Below are 17,372 nucleotides of genomic sequence, written 5' to 3'. Positions count from 1 at the left end.
GCGGGGGGCGGGGAGCCGGCGGGGGCGTAGCCCCCAAGAGGCGGTGCTTGGGTTCAATTTGATTGGAAATTGCAGAGAATGAAAAGTTATCCACAAGGATTAGAGTGTTTAATAGGTGTTTAAATAGTGTTACGGATTTTTCGGATCAAGATAACGTGTTGAATAATAAAGGTTTTATCGAAAAATTCCATCGTCTTGTGAATCCACTATGACGATAAACTGAATCCACTATGACGATAAACTGAATCCATTATGACGATAACAAGCATGTGTAATTGAAATGACGATAAGCTAGGAGTGAATCTAATATGACGATAATTGGCTTGCGTATGTGAAGTGACGATAGTAGTTATCTGTAATTGAAATGACGATAGAATCTTCTCCTTCTTTGTTCGACATTGCACCTTCTCTGGCTATGGAAGACGATGATCGCACGCCCCTTCTTCCAGTACGCCACCCCAATCAGGATCTATTCATCTGTGACGTGCTCGATGCCATTCCCAAAGATGATATGGCATCAATGGAGCATCCAGTTTTTTCGCTTTCGACCAAGCCAGACAACCGGATGCGACGCTATGAACACAATGGGAATATCATAGAGATTATTCCCTCAGGCAAAGGGCTGGCAACGATCCATGACAAGGATATCCTGATCTACTGCATCTCTCAGCTCGTTGCGAAAATGAACCACGGAGAACAACCAGGCCGAACACTCCGCCTTCAAGCTTATGACATGCTGGTCGCTACCAATCGTCAAACCAGCGGAGCAGGTTATAGACTACTGACCGACGCGTTGACACGCTTGCGCGGAACAACCGTGCGAACCAACATTCAAACAGGCGGCATTGAAGAAACGCGAATTTTCGGTTTGATCGAAGAAGCTAGAATCACCCGTAAGACGTTTGATGGCCGAATGCTTGATCTTGAAATCACTCTGTCAGATTGGGTCTATCGTTCAGTCATCAGTAAGAACGTCCTAACACTTCACCGAGACTATTTCCGACTTCGTAAACCGTTCGAACGACGCATGTACGAACTAGCCCGCAAACACTGCGGTATGAAAGATGAATGGAAGATCGGATTAGAACTGCTGCAAAAAAAATGCGGCTCGAATAGCCCGCTTCGCGTCTTTCGATCCTTGGTTAAGAAAGTTTGTGCGCATGACACCAGCCATGCTCATTTTCCTGACTATGCCATCACAATGGCCGACGACATCATTCTGTTTCGCAACCGTTTAAGCCTTAAAACAAAGGCCGATGTTATCATCCCTGTCAGGGATGCCCCCTACATTGACCCCGAAACCATGCATGACGCTAAAACCGTTGCGCCAGGATATGACATCTATGCTCTCCATGACGAATGGGTTTCATGGTGGCACGACATGGGGAAACCTGAGCTTAAAAGCCCTGCCGGAGCCTTTATTGGCTTTTGCAAAAAACGGCACGAACGCAGCCCAATACGCTGATTTCAGCACATGCAAGCATGTGTACATACTTGCATGCAAACATGGTCGCACGTACACATGCCTACTTGCCCACAGGACTTTCTCCCATCTTGCGTAGCCAGTCGTTAAACGCGTCGGCCATCGCATCCTGTAAACTCATCCCATGCTTTCTGGCGGTCATATGCATGGCAAATGACATTTCCGGGCTAAAATAGCCTGTCATGGCTTTCTTACCCTGACGGCTCGGCGCAACCGGCTTGATGTCTGTGCCAACAACATTGGTGGCAGCAACCTTGCTTTCTGATGTGGCTACAACCGGCGACATTGTAGGATCACGATCTCGCAACGACAGTAGAGACCCCTTCCGGCTCATGCACTAGCTCTCCGTTTTCTCGATGATTGCATGTTTACATGCCCGCATGTCCACTTGTAAAGCAGCCTTACCTCATCAGAGGCCTTGCCTTTTGGCTCTATTTCCATTGCAGTTTTCCCTTCCGCCGCCGCATGACGAAAAACTGCACGATCAGCGATAATATGTGGACATGCGTTCAGCCCGTAGCTTTCTACGAGTTGTGTGGCCTCCTCATACATACGCGGAGCGGTCGGACTTCCCGCTGTAAAAACGACAAAGGCAGGTTTGCCACGCATTTTTATAAGGCTGGCAGTAGTTTTGATCGCTGCCAAATCGAATGCACTCGGCCGACATGGAATTAACACCAAATCGGCGACTTCAACGGCAGCACTAGCCGCACTATCAGCGTGAGGCGGAGTATCAATCACGATGAACTCAGCACCCTGGCTCATTGCCTGTCCGATCTTAGCTGCGAGGCGCGGCGGAGCACTGTCGATCACAACCGGCGGAGCATCCTTACGCCATGCGGCCCATTGGCTCGCTGTCGCCTGTGGGTCCACATCAATCACCAATGCCGTATGGCCAGCATCCTCAGCCGCAGCCCCCAGATGCAAGGCCAGAGTGGTTTTTCCGGCCCCACCTTTCTGGCTGATAATCGCTATTGTTGGCATGTGAATGTCCTTACATGACCGCATGTTTGCATGTGGTCATACGCGATAACCTACTAGACCGGCAATAGAGAACGACAGAAAGCAACCCATATTCAACGGCCGATAAACTCACCTTTCTCTATGCACAATGGCAGCAACCGTGTTCTTGCTGATTCCCAGATCACGGGCGATCCACCGATAACTCCGCTTTTCAGCCACCAGCGCCAGAACCTTCGGAGCCAGACGGTCAGACTTCGGCCGCTCTCCTTTCTGTCGGCCGAGAACCTTCCCACGCGCCCTGGCAGCGGCCAGACCGGACTTCACCCGCTCGCTGATCAGATCCCGCTCGAACTCCGCAATCCCGGCCAGAACCGTCGCCAGCATCCGTCCATGCGGCGTCGCTAAGTCAAACGTCATCCCCGTTATGGCGATCAGGGAAACACGATAGCTCTCCAGCTCCTGAAGCGTGGAGATAAGATCAATGGTCGAACGCCCCCAGCGGGACAACTCCGTCACCAGAATAACGTCAATTTCACGGGCCTGAGCCAGTGCCATGACCTTGCGACGCTCGGCCCTATCCACCCGGACGCCAGAGCCGGTCTCCATGAAAACGCCCAGCACTTCATAGCCCGCGCGTTCGGCAAACCGCGTCAGCTCGTCCTTCTGGCGCGCGCAGGACTGATCGGCCGTGGAAACCCGGCAATAGATGACCGCGCGCTGTCCCATTTGAACCCTCCCGGAAAAACCACCATGCAGCCCTTGATACTGTAAATATCAGCGATAGATGGCAGGCACTGTCAGTGCTAAGTGACACCGATCACAAGGGTACTACGGGCAGCCTCGACCACATCTTCAGTAATAACGGTCAGCTCGTTGAGGCGCATGATGCGTTCGATCTGGACAAAAAGACGATGCAACAGTCGGAAATTACTCCCGGTCAGCCGCACGATCGCAGCGACCGCCTGAGCGTCGGTAAAATCAGCACCGTCGAGTGAAAGACCAAGGTCGCGCCAACGCCTTGTCAGCACAAATGTCAGTTCCTGCTCTTGGAGGGGTCTATAATGATGGGAAAAGCCCACCCGACTGAAAAGTTGTGGGTAGCGCGCCATTCGTTTGTCAATCCCGGGCATACCGATGAAGATAAGACTGATACCTTGTCGATCGAACAGGTCACGCAACCATTCCAGCGCCGTCATGCTTAACCGCTCCGCCTCATCGACGATTAGCAGTTCGATATAGCGGGTCGTGTGGTCGATGATCCTCGCTTGGCCTTGGATATGGGGGCGTACATGATCATCAATGCAGATCTCAGCACAGGCAATAAGTGCCGGCACGTCATGTCTCAACTCCTGCACGCTGCAACTGACCGTGGGGGTGAAGAAGATGGCTCGGGATTTTGCGAGGTGAGCATTGACCTTTGCTTGGTCCGATCCGCGCGGTCCCCATTCCTCCAAGGTTTTCCCAACTACGTGCCAATGGGTGTATCGACGGGCAGAGAGCGTCTTCCCGACCCCGGCAGGTCCATGACACAGGCCAATATAGCGATGTTTGCGAACGGCATCTGCAAACTCACTGAAGCGACGATGCTCCTGGGTCGCTATGAAGCTGGTAGTACGTGCTGTCCGCATCAGTCCCCCTCGCTGTAAATGCGCAGACGTCTCCCTTTCTGCCGTCCTTTGGCTTCAGTGCCGGACAATGTTACCGGCACCGCTGGCTGAGTGGGACGAAAGACAGGAGAGGGGAAAAAGTCGGCTACATGGGCCTTTCTTTCTGCAATCTGGTTTCGTAGATGCCGACGATGGGCTATGCGGGCAGTCTGTATGTCTTTCAGGGTGATGCTGTCTCCGGCATGGTCTGCACTCACGGCCCGGCAGAGAAAGGTATTGCGGTGAAAAATCCGGATCTCACCCATATCGCGGGGATCGTAACGAATCATCACGGGCTCGCCGACATAGGCTGCGAGTGTCGGATCAAAGTATCGCAGTCCTTCGAAACGAATGCCGTCCCGATGAACTGTGCGGGGCCTAGCAACCATGACCAGTAGCGTATCCAGTTCGTCCACGGTCTCGGGCATACGGGGCAGCCATCCATCGCCACACCACGCTTTGGCGGGGGGCACCCCGATCGTGCTATGTGGTCGAGTATTGTACGTTGAGACGATGTAATCCCCGATCGTGGCGTCCAGTTCGGCGAGGGACAAGCGAGGTGGCGAGGACGGTTTCCCGTTCCGCAGGTTGCCTGGAAGCTCCGGCAGCAACTCGGTATTGATGGTGCGGAACAACCGCTCGATCTTGCCCCGACCTTGCGGACGGGCAACGCCTGAGTAGATCAGACGGAAGTGAAGGTCAGCCGATGCCTGTTCGAGATGAAGGCTGGTGAAGTCCGATCCGTGATCGACGTGCAGAACGTCGGGGATGCCGCATACCGGCCACATCGGATCGGCCTTGCGCCAAATCGCTTGCCGGAGTGCGAGCGAGGTGTTGAGCGCGGATGGTGCGCCCAGCATCACCATGTAGCCGGCGACCACCCGCGAATAATCGTCCATCACCGTCGTCAGCCATGGCCGCGCTGCCTTGCCGCCAGCATCCAGGATCAGGATGTCAAGCTGGGTATGATCAGCCTGCCATGTGGCATTGGGCCGAGAGGCCCGATGGCGATGCACCAGTTCATATTTGTCCCGGAAGGCTGCACTCCCTTCGTGTGCCAAGGTCAGTATTGCCGGATTGATTTCGCGCACGATACTCCGAACGCTCCCATAGGATGGTTTCCGCCATCCCTGCTCGGCGGCCAGCATAACGATACGCCGATGGATAGTTGCAATAGATGACTGTGGCTTGAGAAGTGCCATTCCCTCAATCAGTTCGACCATTTCCTTAGGAAAGGTGCGCGTACCGGCATCAGGTCGCGTCGGACGCATGAGACCAGCGGGACCGGAAAGGCGGTAGCGTGCAATCCAACGCCGGACTGTGCGGATCGGGATGGCCGCATCCACTGCAATTTTCGTCAACGGCACGTTATCAATCAGATATGGTCGCAACACGGCCATACGCATTGCTACCTCGGTGCTGTCGGTTCCTAGCACTCGATCATCTGCCATGGTGATCGCCCCTGTCCGATAGAGGATCATTGAACGGACTTGCTCCCACCGGTCACGCAACCCACGGGAAACAGCCGGTTGCTGAGTCTCATATGAATGGTACCATATAATTTGCAGTCACGGGGCCTTATACGTTACACTTTCCCGTATGACACACATATTGATCGGTTATGCCCGCTGCTCGACAGACAAACAGGATCTTGCAGTCCAGAAACAGGAACTGCTCAAGCTCGGTGTTTCTGCTGATCGGATCTACACCGATAAGGGCTTCACCGGCACGAACCGGGATCGGCCAGGGCTCGATCAGGCGCTGGCGGCTGTGCGCAGCGGGGATACACTGGTGGTGCCAAAGCTAGACCGGCTAGCCCGATCCGTGCCGGACGCGCGCGCTATCGGAGATAGTCTGGCCGCCCGTGGCGTGAAGCTCCAACTTGGCACCAGTGTCCACGACCCATCCGATCCAATGGGCAAACTGTTTTTCAACATTCTCGCCACCTTTGCCGAATTTGAGGCAGACCTCATCAAGCTCCGGACCCGTGAAGGGATGGCAGTCGCACGTGCCAAGGGCAAACTACGCGGAAAAAAGCCTAAGCTGTCTGATCGGCAGCAGAAGGAACTTCGCCGCATGTACGATACTGGCGACTATTCCATCAGTGACCTGGCTGATCTGTTTTCGATCTCGCGACCAACCGTTTATCGGACACTTGGGCGTCAGCCTGTTACGTCCGTTCTGGCAGCATGACCTACGGAAAACGTAGCCGTCCAACGTATCGCCCGATTGCTCCGATACGAGCCAGGCACGCCAATTAGCACTGCAATTCAGTGCCATTTACCGCTGATATTTACAGATACACCGTGGCTCCGGTCTGTCCCAATCTGACTATAGTTTATTCAACCCACAGTCGCTCCTGCAAGGCGGTTACAACTTCGTCGATCACTGGCTCCCATGCCCCAGGTGAAGGTTGCCGGAAGAGTTTCGTCTTTGGGTACCAGGCTGTTCGCGCTCCAGAAACGCCCCAGCGCCAATCAGACGCCTGTGGCAGCAGAACCCATGCAGGCACGCCGAGCGAGCCTGCGACATGGGAAATCGAGCTATCGATTGAAATGACCAAATCAAGATTTTTGACCAGGGCTGCTGTCTCACTGTAATCGCAGAGTCTTTCTGACCAGTCCTGCATGCCATTAAAGTGTTCCAAAAGAGGAATATCCTTCTCCGGGAGAGGCTTTTGAAGGCAGACGAAACGACATCCTTTTATTTCGCCAAGGGGTAGAAGCTGCTTTAGGGAAAGTGAGCGACGTACATCGTTTGGATGCGTGGTGCGTCCCTGCCAGATAAGTCCGATATTCGGGGCGGAGGCAGGAAGGTTAGGGCGTGTTTCCTCCAGTACTTTTTTCCACGACAGAACCTTGGCTGTGTCAGCTGACAGATAGGCCTCTGTTGGAGAAAACTGGGATTCGTCATTGATGCCCAAAAGAAAAGGGAGGCTAGATAGGCGACAGTGCGCCGCATGTGGCGGGATGTCCGCCCACTGCGTAAAGGCAAAGTCGACTCCTGCCATGTTACGCAAAAGGGGATAGAGCTCCTTGCTGCATGCCAGAATAATTTTTTCGCAGCGTTCTCGTGCTAGAGGAACAAAACGAACAAATTGCAGGCAATCTCCAAATCCCTGGTCGCAGATAACAAGAATGTAACCTCCTGGAATCTTCATTCCGTTCCATGGTGCGGAGGTCATTGGTGGAAGTTCGTTTCCAGGGTTTGGAAGAAAATCCCTCCATTCATACTCGCGCCACCCCGGCTGGTACTCACCAATAGCCAGCAGATACCGAGACATGGCCAGGTGTATCTCTGCGCTTTTGCTATCCTGGCCTTGGGCTCGCAGCAGGTAACCCAAAGCAAGATCGAACTTGTTAAGATCTGTCGCGATCCGTGCTGCATGGAGGAGATGGCCGGTATTGGCCGGCTCGACATGGACACATTTTCTTATTTCGACAAAGGCTTCCTCCACCCGATTAAGCATCCAGTAAGCGAGTGCGAGTGCAGAAAGTAAGGTCGCATTGGCATATGGGGTGGCGCAGACAGGTGTGAGAGATCTTACAGCATCATCAAATCGTCGTGTATTATAAGCGGCGATGCCTCTGAGGGCTTTGACTTCCATCAGTTGATCGGTGGTGAGAGCCTGCGCAAGTGGCAGGGAAAGCAGCCTCCCTGTGCAGTCAAAGGCTGCCTCAGCATCCCCCTGCCGCAGAAAATCGGTTGCCTGTTGGATTTCACATTCTGGAGTCATTGGATTTCGCTTTTGTCAGTTTTTTGCAATCAAGCGTTGACATGAATAAACTAAGGACAGCAAGCATCAATATGAGCTGAATTCTTCAGCGTCCGGGGAATCGTCCCTGGAAAGGGAGTAATGACACATGCCCACAACGGTAACACACGGCACGACATATTTTTCAGGCACAAATACAAGTAAGATTAATGTGTCTACAGGCCGTGTAGCTGTAATCAACTCCGATGCGTCTGTCGCCTACACTGGCCTCGGTAATGTGGTTGACGGAACAACCTCAGGTAGTGTTACGAACTACGGTTCGATCTCAGCCTCTACAGCAGATATCGACGTCTCAACGAACGGCACATTTTATAACTATGGGACAGTGTCGTCTGTCGACGACGTACGTGCTAACACCTCAGGCGTGATTGTTCTCGGGACGAGCAGCGTTCTCAAGGCGACAGGATATTTCGATGTCTCAACCAACGGAAGTCTGACTGTCGACAAGAACGCAACACTGTCTGTAGCGGGTACGTTCAACAACTCCACGTATGGCATCGTGACTATCAACGGCGGAACGGTTTCCACTTCCGGGCGCCTTGATAACTCCACAACCGGAAATATTACTATCAATAGTGGAGGAGCGCTCACAGCTGGAAGCATTGATAATGCTACCAGTGGGACTATCAGTCTCAGCTCTGGAACTTTAAATACATCGGGGAATATTAATAATAGCACAAGCGGCACCATTACCGGATCAAACGGAAGTAACATTACGATCAATGGCACTGTACATAATTCTACAAACGGTCTCATTTCGGTCGATAAAAGCACGGCTTCCATAACGGCCATTACGGGAAAAACGGGAACTGTTAGCGTTGCTAACAGCTCTTCTGTCAGCATCGGCTCGATGGCCGGGACGATTGCGTTCTCCGGGAACAGCAATGTCGTTACGCTGGGTACTGCGCAAAGCCTGACATCACTTCCAACCGTGACAGGTTTTAATGGGACCGACAAGATTGACCTTGATGGCGTCACGTTTACCGGGACACCATCAATCTCTTACAACAATGGAACGCTGACCATTGTTGACGACACTCAAACAATTACATGGAAAAACTTCTCGCTCGCGAGTGGATATGATTCTTCTACGCTGAAGCTGGAGAAAGAAGCGGATGGCTCTCTAGCTGTTGTCTGTTTCCTGCCGGGCAGCATGATCCGCACCACGGTTGGCGAGGTGGCAGTTGAAGACGTTCAGATCGGTGATGAAGTTCTTGCGTTTGACTGGCGGAATAATACAGACATCGTGCGCCCTGTAGTGTGGGTTGGTAAAGCGCATGTCAAAGTCCAGCACGGCCTGCCCGATGATGAAGCTGGCTGGCCTGTGCGTATCCTTAAAGACGCCATTGCCGATGGCATTCCTTACAAGGACATGCTGATTACTGCCGAACATTGCTTGTTCTTCAGAGACCGTTTTGTCCCCGTTCGTATGCTGGTCAATGGTGTGTCTATCTTCTATGACAAGTCCATTACTTCTTACGATTACTATCACGTAGAAACAGAACAGCATTCTGTCATCACCGCTGATGGCATGCTCACAGAAAGCTATCTTGATACCGGGAACCGTTCATCCTTCCGTCAGGAAGGCAAAATCGCAACTCTGCGCGGAGCGGTAAAGAACTGGGCCGATGATGCCGGTGCGCCATTGGGCGTGGAACGCTCCTTTGTAGAACCGCTCTTCCGGGCTCTGCAATGGCGTGAAAACAGTGTTGTGGGCACCAAGATCTCGACGACAAAAATCGAAACGACAACGGATCCTGACCTACATCTTATCACTCAGACAGGCGCTGTGATCCGTCCCATGCGTAAGACCGCGCATCACTACAGCTTCATGCTACCACCAAATACAGAGTCTGTGCGGATCGTCTCGCGTTCTAGCCGTCCATCAGACGTGATTGGCCCGTTTGTCGATGATCGTCGCTATATGGGCGTGGCCGTAGCAGATGTGCAGCTTCAATGTGCCAAACAGCAGTTCGATATTACTTCTCACCTTCAGGACGAAAAACCTGCGGGTTGGCATGATACCGACTGGACGGACTGCGCATGGACCAATGGGAATGCTGAACTCCCGTTAGGTGATCACCTGACACATGGGAAAATGGGTATTCTCTCCATGACTATTCGTGCCGCAGGCCCCTATCTGCTGAACACAAAGCCAAACTCTGACATGAAAAAACATTCTGCTTAATCTCGGTTAACCGGACAAATAATGTTGGGGCTTTCCCTTTGCCGGGAAAGTCCTTTCCTTATGAAAACTTATTCCTCATCAAATACTACTGTGCATCAGGCTTAATCGTAATCACGCAGGACTTCGGCTGTCCGACCTGTGTCGCCGCGATCCGACAGTCCCTGATTTTCGGCATATTGTCCTGCACCAGCCGATCCTCCCACATAAAGCTGTTCCATTGCTCGGGCCGTGCATCTCGCATCATCGCAGCTCCGGACTCCCACCGATCCTGCCCCCCAACAATGAACGAAGCCACACGCTCATCAAAATTCTTCCACGTGATGTGATTAAAGAGAGGCGGTGCGATCCCCACCCCAAACAGAAACGCCATAATTCCGATAAAAAGCATCCAGAACCATTGATCGCGTCGAGTGTTGGCCTGACCAATAATCGACGCCAGCGCCTGCCGCTCTTTCCGGACCTCTCCGATCGCCTTTTCGAAGACCCCTTCCAGTCTCCGACTGGCGGCCAGTCCTTCCTCTCGTATCCCCTGCCCATACGCCTGGGGCGTCATTTTCAGCGTCGGATTGGCCTCGATCGCCTCCATTCGCGCACCAACTGCATTCATGGCCTTCACGACACGGGCCAGATCCTCCGTGTAATCCGGTGGCCGGTTGTCCCGCCATGCCTGGGGCAACGCTTCCACGCTACGCCGGAGCACCGACACTTCGGCCCGCAGATCGTCGAAAGCTTGCGCCGCTGAATCTGCCTCGGACATCAGACATCCTCCCACGGATTGAGAACCCGCACACCAGCCGCCTCGAAAGGCGACACGTCGCGGCTGGCCACAGCATAACCATGGGATGCGGCAGTCGCGGCAATATAGCCATCCGCCTTTCCGATCGCCCGACCCTCTGACCTGGCCCGCACCATCAGTTCGGCATAGGCCTGGGACGCCGCCAGATCGAACGACAGGACACGCCCGGCAAACAGAGGCAATACCTCCTGTTCCAGCCGCTCATGCAGCACAGAACGCCGCCGACCGGCCGGCATCGCCCCGATCCCGAAACGCAGCTCCGCCACCGTGACGGCCGACAGGAAAAGCGTCTCGATCGCCTGTCCATCGATCCAGGCCAGAACACGCGGCTCCGGGACGGGCTTCCACGGCTCCGAGATCACATTGGTATCGAGCAGGATCATTCGAAGGACATCGGCTCGACCGGGGTCTGATCGCGAACCTGCAAGGCCGTGACATCCTGTTCACGCACACCGGCCTCTCGACCGATGGAAGCCAGAAGCGAGCCCAGCCGGACCCGCTGTGGCGGCCGAACGGCCGCTTCCAAAATGGTCCGGATCTCCGCTTCCGTGCTGCGCCCATGCAGCATGGCCTGCGCCTTCAGCGCCCGATGCGTCTCTTCCGGAAGATTGCGAATAACCACAGAGGACATGACAGAACTCCTCATTTCTTGAAATGATATCATAAATATAAATACGATATCTTTCCAGAAAAATTCTACATCCCCATATCCATACCGCGCGACCTGCAGCGCGACAGGGAGTGCTCCCGCTGATGGGGATGCAACCCGTGATCAAGCGTCGATCCCTTCCGGATACCCAGCTCGCGGCTTTTCTCCCGCAGGATGGACTCAAGCTGCGCATCCCGCTTCAGCTCTTTCAGCGCCACACCCCGCTGCTCGCGGCTCAGCCCGTCCCAGGTCTTCACAAACCGCGCCGCCCGCAGATCCGGACTCTTCCGCACCCTGTCCTCATGCTCCAGCCCCTCGACCAGTTTGCGCGCCCGTGCCGGACCTTCCAGACCATGCAGGGCCTGCCGGATCTCCGGCTGATGCTTCAGCGCCACCCGCAGATCCGCCTCACCGCCACGCCTTACCCGTTCCAGATCCCGACCGGCCTCAAGCAGCGCTTTCTTCTGGTGCTCCAGCACGGGTAGTTCCTGCCGCACCATGCGCTCGGCATCCACCCAAGCCCGCGCATACCGCTCCACTGCCTGGTGTAACGGATCACTTCCCGGCACAAACCCATCCAGCATGGAAGGTAACGTCTCGCGCTGGACACGCGGCAACCGCAACCCGGCAAAGGGAGAGGCGGGAGCTTCACGCGCAACCCCACTTTCCCTCTTCCCGTCCCCCGCATCCATCCCGGCCGACACATCTTTTTCCGCCGTGCGACGCCCCGGCCGCACGGACAGGTCCAGCCCATCGAACATCCCGCGTTTCTGCTGTGCCGGTGCCGGCTCTGGCGTACTGACAGCTTCGGTCTGCCTGTCCTTCTGGGGGCCAGAGGCGGCCTTCTCACGCTCCACCACGATCTTGCTCTCGGGGACATACAGTCCGCGCCGCCGCGCGAACCCGGTATCCCGATCCCGGACATGCGGGTAATCCAGCGTGGTATCCTTCAGCCGCTCGCGTGACAGCCGCCGCACCAGCCCGTCCCGGTCGCCCACATCATCACGACCCCAATGGACAGACACGCTCTCCCGATGCCTCGACAGCGCCACATAGGCCCCGTGCCGGTCCAGGCTCCCCGTCGCCAGCACATGCGCCCGGTCCACCGTCACACCCTGCGATTTGTGGATGGTGGCCGCATAACCATGATCCAGCGCGTCATAATCCGCCACCGACACGGACACGACCCGGCCACGCCCGACACCCTCCTTCCCATCGAGCTGCACCGACAGCACGAGATCCCCGGCCTCGGCCGATCCCTCGATGCCCCGCACCGTGCCTAGCGTGCCGTTCTTTACCCCCAGTTCCCGGTCATTGCGCAGGAAGTAGACCCGCTCCCCGTCCGCAAACACCCGTTCGCCCTGGGCGGTTGGCACCAGCACGTCGTCACCCAGCTCACCCGCCTCCCGCCGGATGGCGCGTGCCGCCTCGTTCAGTGCCCGCACATCGACACGCCGGTGCGCCAGCATGATCTGACTGTCCTCTGGCGCGGCCTGACGGGCTTCATCCCACCCGGCCACCACCCCGCCCCGCGCCTCTTCCAGCGTGTCATGCCCGCGCACCAGGCCAGTCGCCTCATAGCGTCCCAGCGCCTGCTCTGTCCGCCCGGTCGCCAACTCCTTCGTGGCCGCCTGCTGCCAGCCTTCACGCTGCCGGCGTACGGTGGTGATTTCCACCGACCCGACCCGCTCGGCCACCGCCCGGAACGCACCACCCGCCTCGATCGCCTGCAACTGCTCGGGATCGCCCACCAGCACCACCTTGGCCCCGGCTTCGCGGGCGACAGACAGAACCCGCTCCATCTGCCGTGACCCCACCATGCCGGCCTCGTCCACCACCAGCACGTCCCCGCGCTCCAGCAGGTCGAACCCACGACCCCACGCCCGCTCCAGGGACGCCAGCGTCCGGCTCTCAATCCCGGACCCCGCTTCCAGACCTTCCGCCGCGATCCCCGACAGCGCCGCCCCGCGCACCCGATACCCGGCCTCTTCCCATGCCGCGCGGGCAACACCCAGCATGGTGCTCTTCCCCGTCCCGGCATAGCCGACCACCACGGACAGGTCGCGGGACTTCGTGACCTCGCCCACCGCCAGCGCCTGCTCGTCCCCAAGACCGGAATGCTGCATCGCTGCCCGACGCACCGCCAGCGGCACCGCATGCCCCTGGGACAGCCCCATCGCGAGCGACGCTTCTTCCAGACGCTGCTCGACCCCGATCATCGCGCGCGTGGAGAACCGCTCCCGCCCGTACCCGTCTTTCCCGAGCGCGACCAGCTCCGGACATGCCTCCACCCGAACCATGACGGCCGTAAACTGTTCAGCGTCCACCGTCTGCCGGTCCACGAACCGCGCCATGTCCTGCCGGGTAAATGTGCTCTGCTGCCGGGTCAGCGCCTCCAGCGCCACATGCGGCTCGGCCAGCAACCTTTCCCCATTGCGTCGCGCGATCTCCAGATGATCAGCGACCCGTTCCGCATCCTCGCCCCGCTCTTCCCGGCGCATCCCGGCCGGACCAATCTTGTTCTGCGGCTCAAGGTCAATCCCCTGTGCCGCGAACGACCGATGATCGATCCGCACGTCCAGGTCCAGCTCGGCCAGCCGTTCATTGGCAAGTGACGCCCATCGCTCCCGCCATGTCAGCAAGAGTTCTTTGTCATTCCACGACCGCTCTTTTGCACCAAACCCGTTCTCATCCACGGACCGCGTGGACAGCATCACATGCGCATGGGGCTTCGCCTGTCCGTCCTCACCAATATCCCAATGCACATTGAGATCGGCCACCATGCCGCGTTCCACGAACTGCTCCCGCACGAAATCCCGTGCCAGCGCGATCCCCTGCGCATGGGTCATTTCGCGCGGGATTGAAAACTCCACCTCGCGGGCAAGCTGGGCATCCTTGCGCTTCTCGATCGCCTCGACCTCATTCCATAGGGTCGAACGATCGAGAAACCGTTCCGGTGCGCCATCGGGCAGCAGGATCTCGGAATGCACCACGCCGCTCTTATTGGAAAAGTCATGGTCGCGATCCAGTCGCACGTCATGCAGGCGGGACGCCGCACGATAGGCCGCCGCCGCCACGGCGTTCCGGCCAGTGGCGCGGCTGATGACCTTTGCATGCAGGTGATAGATCGCCATGGACGCAATCATATCACACTACTTAAGCGCACGTCACGCAGTGACGTATAAGCGCGCACTCATATTTTACTGCGCCATAAGGATTGATTACTCTGGATGAGTGACGCGGTTCTCGCCTGTGTGGTAGAGTATGGCGCAGATCAGCAGGACAAGAGGCAAAAAATGCGTAAGCCACGTGACATTGATGCGGAACTGAAGGCTCTTCAGGAAAAGGCGAAGCAGCTTAAGGCGCAAAGAACCATCCAGCTCGGCGAACTGGTCGAAGCGACGGGAGCCGATACCCTGTCAATCGAGGCGCTGGCCGGGGTACTGCTTGCGGCTGTCGAACAGGCGGACGGCAAACCCGAAGCCGTCGCGAGGTGGACCGAACGGGGAGCGGCGTTCTTTCAGGCAGGCGGAAAAAAGGGCAGCCGGAAAGGAACCGGAAACGATCAGAACGGATCTGCTGGCGCTTGAAAGACGGATCAGGAAGCAGACAGCCCTGATCCATCGCCATCAGGCACGAAAGGCACGCACCGACATGCGCGACTGGGCGAAGGCGCGACGGGAACGCACCCATCATCTGATCGAACTGGGAGGCCTGGTCCAGAAGGCAGGACTGGTCGATCTGACCGATGATGACCGGGCCACCCTGCTCGGGGCCTTCCTGGATATTGCAGGACAGCTTCAGGGCGGCAATGAGACCACTCCAATTGATCTGAAAACACGCTGGAGACGAGCGGGGCTGCATGCCTTTGATAGAGACCGTGAACATGACAGGACAACAGGCGGAAACGACCATGACTGACCACGAGACACGATCATCCGAAACGGACACGCTGCGGGAACTGACGACCCGGATTGTCACGGCGTATGTCAGCAGCAATACGGTTCCGGCGGACGCCCTGTCCGGCCTCATTGGCACAGTGTTTCAGGCGCTCGGTAGCCTGGGACAGGAGACGACCGAAATACCGGATCTGGTGCCGGCCGTGCCTGTGAAGAAATCGGTCTTTCCGGATTACATTGTCTGCCTGGAGGACGGGAAGAAGCTGAAGATGCTCAAGCGTCATCTCCAGTCCGCCTATGGCATGACACCAAAACAGTATCGGGAGAAATGGGGATTGCCTGAAAGCTACCCAATGGTGGCTCCTGACTATGCAGCCAGACGCTCTGCCCTGGCCCAGGAAATCGGGCTGGGGCGGGCCGTCAGGACCACACCTGATGTTACGGCCCCCACTGCTGAAGATCAGGGACCGGTCACGCACGTACCGGAGAAAAAACGTGGACGCAGGTCCAAACTGGCCTAAAAATCCAGACGGAAACAGAACGCGGGAACGATCTCTCATTCCCGCGCTGAGGTTACCAGTAATATTCGTGGGGCCGCCGGGTTCCGGTATACAGAAAGACCGCCTCGACAGGATCAAGGTCGCCCTTGATGATCAGGCGAGCAACACGCCTGTCATGATGACGGCCAGGACGGATATCGTGCAGATAGCTGTACCAGTTGGGAGATTCAGAGGCTTCACGTGAGCCTCCATAGCCACAGCGATCCGGCCGGTTGGCCCAGCGATGATTACGACCGTATTTGCGGCTGTGATGATAGGTGCGAGACATGGGGAGCTTTCCCTCCATGACGCGCGGAGTGATTTCCGAGCGTACCTACATCGCCCGATCTCCTCTGTTCTGATCGGAATACGCTTTACCGCATCTGTGCAACATCGGTCTCCAGCAGCATCCGGACATAGCGTGTGTAAGGGATGCCCTTTGCCTTCGCCCTGGCTTTCACGGCGTCCAGCAGAGACGCCGGCAGGCGCATGTTGAGGGCGGCCGCCTTGGGTTCGATCTCAAAGCGCATGGGCTTGAAACCGGACAGGTCATACCGGGTCAGATCGGCGGTCGCGACGAAATCCTCGGCCGCTTCGTCACTGTGCAGCGAGGGCATAGACCTATTTTTGCTGCTCATAGTGGTCGATCTCCTTCTGATGCATGTAACGGGCACTGATGGGACGTAACCTGGTCTGGTTGCTGATTGTCCTGAATATGAAGACCAGAAAAACGTAACGTCCGGCCTCAGTCCTGCCGATGGCCCGCATCCGGGGCTCACCGGGGTGAGGGTCAGTCATGACGGCAGGTTCTCCCAGCAAAACCTGCTCGATTTCCGCACGGGAGACACCATGCTTGCCACATTTCGGCCAGTTACCGTCATCCCAGTCGAAACCCGCAATCTTCATGTAGGGAAGATAGACATTTGTCTACACAAATGCAACACCATTAGAATCTAACGGTCCTCTTTCCATCCCCACAGTGTTCCCCTTGGATTTCGCGCTGGAGTACATTTATGATTGCGGTAAGCTCTCTGGGAGGGGCTTACAAGGTGCAATACCCGTTACCGCTCTAAACTAGCTATCACACCTGGTAACGCTTGTACGGCCATTCTGTGGCGTCGGGCGGGCATGCTGCAACACGTGAGCCGCTGAATGTTCGCCTGAACACTGGTGTGTCTTGGGCAGGTTACGGTCTTGCCCGGTTCTTCTGGTGTTGCAGGCGTCGGGCGAGCGCGGAGCGGGAGCCCCGTAGGGCGCCAAAGGCGCCGACGCGGGAGAAGAAGGTGTTGGTGGAAAGACGATGCGGGAACGCATCGTCAGATTATGACTTTACGCCATAGGCGTGTCTGTTTAGCGCAGCCCTGAAAGGGCGAGCAGGGAGATGCCGGGGGGGGAGATCGAGCTAAGCTCGATCGGGGCGGCCGTAGGCCGCGC

At 56.5% G+C, this 17,372-nt stretch carries 19 protein-coding genes and 1 pseudogene; 6 read left to right on the top strand and 14 right to left on the bottom strand.

Annotation, left to right across the window (positions count from 1 at the left end; translation table 11 throughout):
• Nucleotides 1-364 precede the first annotated feature (364 nt).
• A complete protein-coding gene (locus APA10_RS08600; protein WP_003630656.1) occupies nucleotides 365-1,465 on the top strand; it encodes a replication initiator protein A in 1,101 nt (366 codons plus the stop codon).
• A gap of 61 nt (nucleotides 1,466-1,526) precedes the next feature.
• On the opposite strand, the gene APA10_RS08595 is transcribed toward APA10_RS08600, so the two are convergent.
• The 6 genes and pseudogenes from APA10_RS08595 to APA10_RS15585 form a co-directional block, all read right to left on the bottom strand.
• A complete protein-coding gene (locus APA10_RS08595) occupies nucleotides 1,527-1,817 on the bottom strand; it encodes a ribbon-helix-helix domain-containing protein (protein WP_035366289.1) in 291 nt (96 codons plus the stop codon).
• Entirely contained in the window at nucleotides 1,814-2,467 is a 654-nt protein-coding gene (gene parA / locus APA10_RS08590) for a ParA family partition ATPase (protein WP_003630654.1), read from the bottom strand. Before parA ends, APA10_RS08595 begins: the two co-directional genes overlap by 4 nt.
• 108 nt (nucleotides 2,468-2,575) lie before the next feature.
• Nucleotides 2,576-3,172 carry a recombinase family protein gene (locus APA10_RS08585; protein WP_003630653.1) on the bottom strand — a complete coding sequence of 199 codons (597 nt, stop codon included), beginning with the start codon at nucleotides 3,170-3,172 and terminating at the stop codon, nucleotides 2,576-2,578.
• Between the two features lie 77 nt (nucleotides 3,173-3,249).
• A complete protein-coding gene (locus tag APA10_RS08580; RefSeq protein ID WP_035366286.1) occupies nucleotides 3,250-4,074 on the bottom strand; it encodes an AAA family ATPase in 825 nt (274 codons plus the stop codon).
• The gene (locus APA10_RS15590; RefSeq protein WP_373862309.1) at nucleotides 4,074-4,481 is read right to left on the bottom strand and encodes a Mu transposase C-terminal domain-containing protein; all 408 of its coding nucleotides are present in this window, start codon (nucleotides 4,479-4,481) and stop codon (nucleotides 4,074-4,076) included. Before APA10_RS15590 ends, APA10_RS08580 begins: the two co-directional genes overlap by 1 nt.
• A gap of 330 nt (nucleotides 4,482-4,811) precedes the next feature.
• Nucleotides 4,812-5,240: pseudogene (locus APA10_RS15585) on the bottom strand (DDE-type integrase/transposase/recombinase); the annotation flags it as partial.
• 451 nt (nucleotides 5,241-5,691) lie between these two features.
• Here APA10_RS15585 and APA10_RS08570 point away from each other — a divergent pair.
• The gene (locus tag APA10_RS08570) at nucleotides 5,692-6,285 is read left to right on the top strand and encodes a recombinase family protein (RefSeq protein ID WP_003630649.1); all 594 of its coding nucleotides are present in this window, start codon (nucleotides 5,692-5,694) and stop codon (nucleotides 6,283-6,285) included.
• Nucleotides 6,286-6,430: 145 nt separating this feature from the next.
• On the opposite strand, the gene APA10_RS08565 is transcribed toward APA10_RS08570, so the two are convergent.
• Nucleotides 6,431-7,828, bottom strand: a complete 1,398-nt coding sequence (locus tag APA10_RS08565; protein WP_003630648.1) for a glycosyltransferase family protein — start codon at nucleotides 7,826-7,828, stop codon at nucleotides 6,431-6,433.
• A 127-nt stretch (nucleotides 7,829-7,955) separates the two neighbouring features.
• Between APA10_RS08565 and APA10_RS08560 the strand changes: the two genes are divergently transcribed.
• On the top strand, nucleotides 7,956-10,055 hold the full coding sequence (locus APA10_RS08560) for a Hint domain-containing protein (RefSeq protein WP_080587127.1): 2,100 nt from the start codon (nucleotides 7,956-7,958) through the stop codon (nucleotides 10,053-10,055).
• Nucleotides 10,056-10,140: 85 nt separating this feature from the next.
• Here APA10_RS08560 and APA10_RS08555 read toward each other — a convergent pair whose 3' ends face one another.
• The 4 genes from APA10_RS08555 to traA all read right to left on the bottom strand — a co-directional run bounded on the left by APA10_RS08555 (nucleotide 10,141) and on the right by traA (nucleotide 14,634).
• Nucleotides 10,141-10,812, bottom strand: a complete 672-nt coding sequence (locus APA10_RS08555) for a DUF6118 family protein (RefSeq protein WP_003630665.1) — start codon at nucleotides 10,810-10,812, stop codon at nucleotides 10,141-10,143.
• On the bottom strand, nucleotides 10,812-11,234 hold the full coding sequence (locus tag APA10_RS08550) for a type II toxin-antitoxin system VapC family toxin (RefSeq protein ID WP_035366300.1): 423 nt from the start codon (nucleotides 11,232-11,234) through the stop codon (nucleotides 10,812-10,814). Before APA10_RS08550 ends, APA10_RS08555 begins: the two co-directional genes overlap by 1 nt.
• A complete protein-coding gene (locus APA10_RS08545) occupies nucleotides 11,231-11,482 on the bottom strand; it encodes a FitA-like ribbon-helix-helix domain-containing protein (RefSeq protein WP_003630663.1) in 252 nt (83 codons plus the stop codon). The genes APA10_RS08550 and APA10_RS08545 overlap by 4 nt, the downstream gene beginning before the upstream one ends.
• Nucleotides 11,483-11,547: 65 nt before the next feature.
• Nucleotides 11,548-14,634: a Ti-type conjugative transfer relaxase TraA gene (gene traA / locus APA10_RS08540; RefSeq protein ID WP_035366309.1), complete on the bottom strand. Its 3,087-nt coding sequence runs from the start codon at nucleotides 14,632-14,634 to the stop codon at nucleotides 11,548-11,550.
• A 96-nt stretch (nucleotides 14,635-14,730) separates the two neighbouring features.
• Here traA and APA10_RS08535 point away from each other — a divergent pair, with 96 nt between their 5' ends.
• The 3 genes from APA10_RS08535 to APA10_RS08525 all read left to right on the top strand — a co-directional run bounded on the left by APA10_RS08535 (nucleotide 14,731) and on the right by APA10_RS08525 (nucleotide 15,920).
• The gene (locus tag APA10_RS08535; RefSeq protein ID WP_174714317.1) at nucleotides 14,731-15,090 is read left to right on the top strand and encodes a conjugal transfer protein TraD; all 360 of its coding nucleotides are present in this window, start codon (nucleotides 14,731-14,733) and stop codon (nucleotides 15,088-15,090) included.
• 64 nt (nucleotides 15,091-15,154) lie between these two features.
• Nucleotides 15,155-15,421, top strand: coding sequence for a conjugal transfer protein TraD (locus APA10_RS08530; protein WP_035366298.1), 267 nt, complete (start codon nucleotides 15,155-15,157; stop codon nucleotides 15,419-15,421).
• The gene (locus APA10_RS08525; protein WP_035366295.1) at nucleotides 15,414-15,920 is read left to right on the top strand and encodes a MucR family transcriptional regulator; all 507 of its coding nucleotides are present in this window, start codon (nucleotides 15,414-15,416) and stop codon (nucleotides 15,918-15,920) included. The genes APA10_RS08530 and APA10_RS08525 overlap by 8 nt, the downstream gene beginning before the upstream one ends.
• Nucleotides 15,921-15,972: 52 nt before the next feature.
• On the opposite strand, the gene APA10_RS14550 is transcribed toward APA10_RS08525, so the two are convergent.
• The 3 genes from APA10_RS14550 to APA10_RS08515 all read right to left on the bottom strand — a co-directional run bounded on the left by APA10_RS14550 (nucleotide 15,973) and on the right by APA10_RS08515 (nucleotide 16,844).
• Nucleotides 15,973-16,227, bottom strand: a complete 255-nt coding sequence (locus APA10_RS14550; RefSeq protein WP_043549981.1) for a hypothetical protein — start codon at nucleotides 16,225-16,227, stop codon at nucleotides 15,973-15,975.
• An 85-nt stretch (nucleotides 16,228-16,312) separates the two neighbouring features.
• Complete coding sequence (locus APA10_RS08520) at nucleotides 16,313-16,576, bottom strand: BrnA antitoxin family protein (RefSeq protein WP_035366292.1); 264 nt, start codon at nucleotides 16,574-16,576, stop codon at nucleotides 16,313-16,315.
• On the bottom strand, nucleotides 16,560-16,844 hold the full coding sequence (locus APA10_RS08515) for a BrnT family toxin (RefSeq protein WP_003630657.1): 285 nt from the start codon (nucleotides 16,842-16,844) through the stop codon (nucleotides 16,560-16,562). Before APA10_RS08515 ends, APA10_RS08520 begins: the two co-directional genes overlap by 17 nt.
• Nucleotides 16,845-17,372: the final 528 nt, after the last annotated feature.

The organism is Acetobacter pasteurianus subsp. pasteurianus LMG 1262 = NBRC 106471, assembly GCF_000285275.1.
Taxonomy (GTDB): Bacteria; Pseudomonadota; Alphaproteobacteria; order Acetobacterales; family Acetobacteraceae; genus Acetobacter; species Acetobacter pasteurianus.
The sequence above is the reverse complement of the archived record's forward strand: the minus strand, read 5'-3'. Positions and strand labels throughout refer to the sequence as shown.